We start from the raw sequence: 5631 nt of genomic DNA, 5'->3' as shown, positions 1-5631 counted from the left end.
AGTGAAGCAGAATTATTTGACGAAGCCGAAAAAAACGAGGCATTCAATTTGACAGAGGAAAAGAAAAAGCTGCTCGACAAATATAAGCCGGACGTACTGTTTTTGAATGAAAGCATGTTTGAGGCCTTCGCTCAAGAAGGAAGGTTGTATGACATAGAGCCGGCTATTAGCCAGGATCAATACAAGCTGGACGGATTCATGCCTGGACTTATCGATAGGCTGCGGGCAAAAGGGAACGGAAAGTTGTACGGGCTTACTCCATCCTTCGAGACAAATGTCATCTATTATAATCGAAATTTGTTCAAGAAGTATCAAATTGAGCCGCCAAACGGGAAAATGACGTGGAAGGAGCTTCTTGATCTGGCAGAGAGATTTGCGAGTGTCGAATCGGGAAAGAAGCAAGTGTTTGGCTTGTATCAAACGAGAGGTCCAGCAAGTTTGTTGTATGATATCGCTGCTGCATCGGCACTTAAGCTAGTTGATGCGAAATCAGGCAAGCTGTTGATCGATTCGGATGGCTGGAAAGAAGCGATGAAGATGACGGCAGATGCCGTCCGCAATCATGCGGCTTATGCTCCTCCTCCAATGAAGGAAGGCGAACAGCTTGATGGATACGATGACGCCGACTATGAGAAACATAGAGACTACTTGAAGCAGTACAGCCGATCTAACGAGATGTTCTACATGGGTCATGCAGCCATGACGATTCAAGCGCCGTGGTTTGCTTCCTTCTTGCGGGATATTCCCTACTATTCGAAGACCCCGGAGATCGACTGGGGCATCGCGGCCGCACCTGTTAATCCTGCTATGCCCGATGAATCGGCTTACGTGAAATTGTCGGAAATCTATGCCATATCAGCGGATTCTCCGAATAAGCGGGCGGCTTGGGAATTTGTCAAGTTCGTGAATGGTCCGGAAATGGCACAGGTTGCGGGGAAGGCAATGAACGATACGCTCCCCACGCGGTCAGACTATTTCAAGGATTTTAGAGGGCGGGAAACGGATGCGTTCTATCTGTTAAAGCCAATGCAAGTCAGTGGAGTGTCTGATAAAAAGAGTATTCCGGCGGGTTTCCATTCCGAATTTGATGCTTTACTGTCGGATGCATTGAATTCTGTGATTGAAAAAGAGAAAACACTGGACGATGCAGTTGCCGAGCTTCAAATCAAGGGACAAGAGATATTGGATAGGTCGCGGGAAACCAAGCAGTAATAGTAAATGGTTCAGAAAAAGATCGAGAGCAGGGACGACGAAATGTTCCTGCTCTCGATCTTTTTTTGTGCACAATTTTGGCTCAAACCGAAATCAGTGCTTGTTCTTTGACTCAGTAAATTTCGGAATGCGTCACATTTCACATAATCCGGATTGTTATATATTAGGAAAGCTTTTTGGGAGGGTGAATCTAAAACGGGTTCCTTCCCCGGAGAAAAGAATGGAGATGGAGAAGAACGGAGATGGAGAAGAAGAAATATGTACAAAGATTAAGATTTGCAGTGATACTCGTATTGATTTTGTCATTCATAGGCGGCTGCTTGGGCAAGAAGGAAGTGCTGGAACCGCTGGAACCGCTGCAGCCAAGCAAGATCAAGCTGGTCTATCAAGATGAGGAGGCCTTCTACCATGATTACGGAAAGTACTTCAGTATGAAATATCCACAGATTGAGGTTGAAGTCATTCCGGAGGTTCAAGTGCTCAAAAATCTCGGGAAGATGATTCGCGCGGATGAATATGAGGCGGAAGTAAAGAAGCTGCTCGAGAAGGCGGATGTAGATGTATATATGCTGGACAGCGGAATGTTCGAGCAATTCGCCGCCGACGGGAAGCTTTATGATATTGGAGAAGTCATCGGGCAGGACGGCTATAATGTCGAGGAGTTTATGCCGGGGCTTATCGATTCGATCAAAAACCTGGGCAACGGCAAGTTGTATGGGTTGACTCCCCAAGTAAGCGTTCGTGCGCTGTACTACAATACAAAATTGTTCAAGGAAAATCAGATCGACCCGCCTACGAACAAGATGACTTGGCAGGAGGTGCTTCATTTAGCTTTGAGATTCACTAATGTCAAACAAGGTAACGATCCCGTACATGGCATGTACTATTCCTATGGCGATGCGGGCACGGTGATGTTCGATATCGCCGATAGTTCTGGATTGAAGCTATTCGATCCGAAAGGGAAGAAGGTGCTAATCAATTCAGATAGTTGGAAAAAAGCAATAAAACTGGCGACGGATGCCGTGCGCAGCGAAGCGGTATATTTCGCTCCAGAAGAGCAGATCTATCCATCAGAAAACGACTTCTATAACGGTCAGGCCGCTATGACGATAGGTACCACTCCAATAACGGGATTCGTCAGAAATAACGACGTGCCGGTGGATTGGGAAGTTGTTACTTTTCCAATTGAACCCGGGTACGAATCGATAGGTGTTTCTCTTTATTCGCTCTTTGCAGTCTCAGCCAACTCGCCAAATAAACGAGCTGCCTGGGAATTCGTTAAGTTCACAAGCGGTCCGGAGATGGCTCATGCCCGTTCAAGGACGATGAGCGGCGCTATGCCTTCGCGTACGGGCTATTTGAAGGAATTTAAAGGAAAGAGCATGGAAGCATTCTATATGTTGAATGTCAAGAACAGAGACAGTATAGGGGGGAATGTATCCGAATCCGAATTTTACAGGCTCTTCAATAAGACGCTGGAGGGAGAGCTTCAGGCCGTTATCGATAACAAGAAGTCAGTAGATGAAGCGGCTGCCGCGCTGGAGATAAAGGGACAGGAGATATTGTCTAAATTGCAAGAAGAAACGAAAAGAAGGCAATAGGAAGCTCAAAGGAAGCTCATAAGTAAAGGAACGGTGAGGAAACAACGTGCATAACAAATGGAAAATAGCAATCCTGCTGCTAACGATCCTCTCTTTGATAAGCGGCTGCTTGGGCAAGAAGGAAGCACTGGAACCGCTGCAGCCAAGCAAAATCAAGGTGGTCTATCAGGATGAGGAAGCCTTCTACCACGATTACGGGAAATATTTTCATATGAAATATCCGCAAATTGAGGTCGAGGTCATTCCCGAGACGCAGGTGCTGAAAAAGCTTGGGAAAATCATTAATGCGGATGACTATTTTGTAGAAAAAAAGAAGCTGCTGGAGAACTCGGGGGCGGATGTATTTTTACTGGATGATTATATATTCAAGCTATTTGCTCAAGATGGCAAGCTGTATGATTTGGAGGGCGCGATCCGCCAGGATGAATATGATGTCGATGGCTTTATGCCGGGATTGCTGGACAATATCAAAAATATGGGCAACGGCAAGCTGTATGGACTGGCGCCATCCTTCAGCAGGCAGGTTCTTTATTACAACAAAGCTTTATTTAAGGAGCATCAAATTGAGCCACCGAGGAATAACATGACCTGGCAGGAAGTATTTGATTTGGCCGCGAGATTTTCCAGTATTGGCGCTGGCGACAATAAAGTGCACGGCTTGTATGAACCATACTTCGGAGACCCAGGCAGGCTGATGTACAAAATCGCTGATACATCCGGCTTAAGGGTGTTCGATCCAAAGGGAGAGAAGGTGCTTCTGAACTCGGATGGCTGGAAACAAGCCATGAGGCTTGCAGTGGATGCTGTTCGTAATAAATCGGTATTTTTCCATCCAGAAAGTCAAATGTATACACAAAAAAGCTACTTTTTCGAAGGGAAAGCCGCGATGATGTTCGCGGATACCTTCGTGTTAATGGAGTTGAAGCAGCGGCCTACTTATGCGGAGGGAGAAAAGCCGATAGATTGGGGTGTCGTCACGGTGCCAATCGATCCTGCGAATCCGTCACAATCGATTTCTTTGTTCCAAATTGCGGCAATTTCAGCTGACTCGCCAAATAAGCGTGCAGCCTGGGAATTAGTCAAGTTTGTGAGTGGAAAAGAAATGGCCCAATCTCGATCAAGAACAATAAACGGCTCGCTCCCTTCGCGTACTGGCTATGCCAACGAGATTGACGGCAAGAGTATGGAGGCGTTCTATACGCTGAAGGTCAAGCAGGGGAGCACGGTGTGGATGAATGAGCATGTTCCATCTAGCTTCAACCGACTGTTCGATAAGCCGTTGCAGGAAGAGATGCAAGCCGTTATTAATAATAAGAAATCAGTGGACGAAGCGTTAGCCGAGCTGGAGATCAAGGGGCAAGAGGTACTCCTAAAAGCGCGTGAAGCAGCGGAGAAGGAGCCTTGAAAGGCTTCACAAGCTACCTATGCTTACATTCCACAATAGAAGAAGCAAAGGGTTCGGTACTACGTACAGGTTTAATCAAGAAGGAGCTAGAAAAATATGCATCATAGATGGAAAGTTGCGATTCTGCTGTTGACGATCATTTCCCTAATGAGCGGCTGCTTCGGCAAGAAGGAAGCGCTGGAGCCATTGCAGCCAAGTAAAATCAAGGTGCTCTATCAGGATGAGGAGGCATTCTACCGCGATTACGGGAAGTATTTTCATATGAAATATCCGCAGATTGAAGTCGAAGTCATCTCGGAGATTCAGGTGCTCAAAAATCTTGGGAAGACGATTAGCGCGGAAGATTGGGATGCGGAAAAGAAGAAACTGCTGGAGAACTCCGGTGCTGACGTATTAAGGATGTATGGAGAAACGTTTCAATCATTTGCGAAAGATGGCAAGCTGTACGAGTTAGAGGAAATAATCCGGCAGGATGACTATGATATGAAGGGCTTTTTACCGGGGCTGATCGACAGAATCAAAAGCTTAGGCAACGGCAAGCTATACGGGCTTGCTCCTTTTGTCGACAGACAGGTTTTATACTATAACGCAGCGTTGTTCAAGGAGCATCACATCGAACCGCCGAAGAACAATATGACCTGGCAGGAAGTGTTGGATTTGTCTGCGAGATTTGCCAATATCGGAAGCGGCGAGAATAAGGTGCACGGATACTACGAATGGGTAGGAAGTTTACGCTACTTCTTGTTCGAAATCGCCGATACCTCCGGATTGAGACTGTTCGATCCGAAGGGAGAGAAGGTGCTTCTGAACACAGAGGGCTGGAAAAGAGCGATCAAGCAGACAACAGATGCGATGCGCAGCAAAACGGTGTTCTTCCATCCAGAAGGCCAAATTCATACGCAAAAAAGTTATTTTCGTAATGATCAAGCTGCGATGATGATAAGCAATGCTAACACAGCTCAGGAGCTTAGAAATAGTAAGAAAGATTGGGGTGTAGTTACAGCGCCAATCGATCCTGCAATGGATTCTTCAAGTATCGAATTTGGATACATCTATGCAGTTGCAGCCGACTCCGCCAACAAGCGTGCAGCATGGGAATTCGTCAAGTTCGTGAACGGCCCGGAAATGGCGCAGGCCCGCTCTCGTGCACTGTGGGACGGGCTTCCTTCACGCAACGGTTATTTGAAGGACATAAAGGGCAGAAGTACGGATCCGTTCTATGTGCCGAAGATCAGGACGGAGAACAACATTCAGAGAGATGCGCGTATCCCGTTCAAGTTCTTCGTATTATTCGATAAGCCGCTGCGTGTGGAGCTGGATGCCGTCGTCGCGAACGAGAAAACAGTTGATGAGGCAGCAGCTGCTCTTGAGGAGAAGGCACAGGAATTGCTAATGAAAGTACGAGAATCTGCA

The 5631-nt window shown here is 46.7% G+C and carries 4 protein-coding genes; all 4 read left to right on the top strand.

The window, feature by feature from the left end:
* Window positions 1–1212 (top strand): extracellular solute-binding protein (locus tag ABN764_RS29290; protein ID WP_446673846.1); only part of this gene is annotated, 1212 nt, incomplete at its 5' end.
* Window positions 1213–1454: 242 nt separating this feature from the next.
* Complete coding sequence (locus tag ABN764_RS29285) at window positions 1455–2813, top strand: ABC transporter substrate-binding protein (RefSeq protein ID WP_446673845.1); 1359 nt, start codon at window positions 1455–1457, stop codon at window positions 2811–2813.
* A gap of 46 nt (window positions 2814–2859) precedes the next feature.
* Entirely contained in the window at window positions 2860–4218 is a 1359-nt protein-coding gene (locus ABN764_RS29280; protein WP_446673844.1) for an ABC transporter substrate-binding protein, read from the top strand.
* Window positions 4219–4314: 96 nt separating this feature from the next.
* Window positions 4315–5631, top strand: a 1317-nt coding sequence (locus ABN764_RS29275; protein WP_446673843.1) for an ABC transporter substrate-binding protein, incomplete at its 3' end; no start/stop codon positions are given.

Origin of the sequence: Paenibacillus wuxiensis (assembly GCF_040195695.1) — a bacterium.
Classification (GTDB): domain Bacteria; phylum Bacillota; class Bacilli; order Paenibacillales; family Paenibacillaceae; genus Paenibacillus_B; species Paenibacillus_B suaedae.
Note: the sequence above shows the minus strand (reverse complement) of the source record. Positions and strands in the feature narration are given on the sequence as shown.

Bases quoted from the DNA above. Each gene is read 5' to 3' on its own strand.
- ABN764_RS29285 (WP_446673845.1), top strand. From the start codon at position 1,455: ATGGAGAAGAAGAAATATGTACAAAGATTAAGATTTGCAGTGATACTC.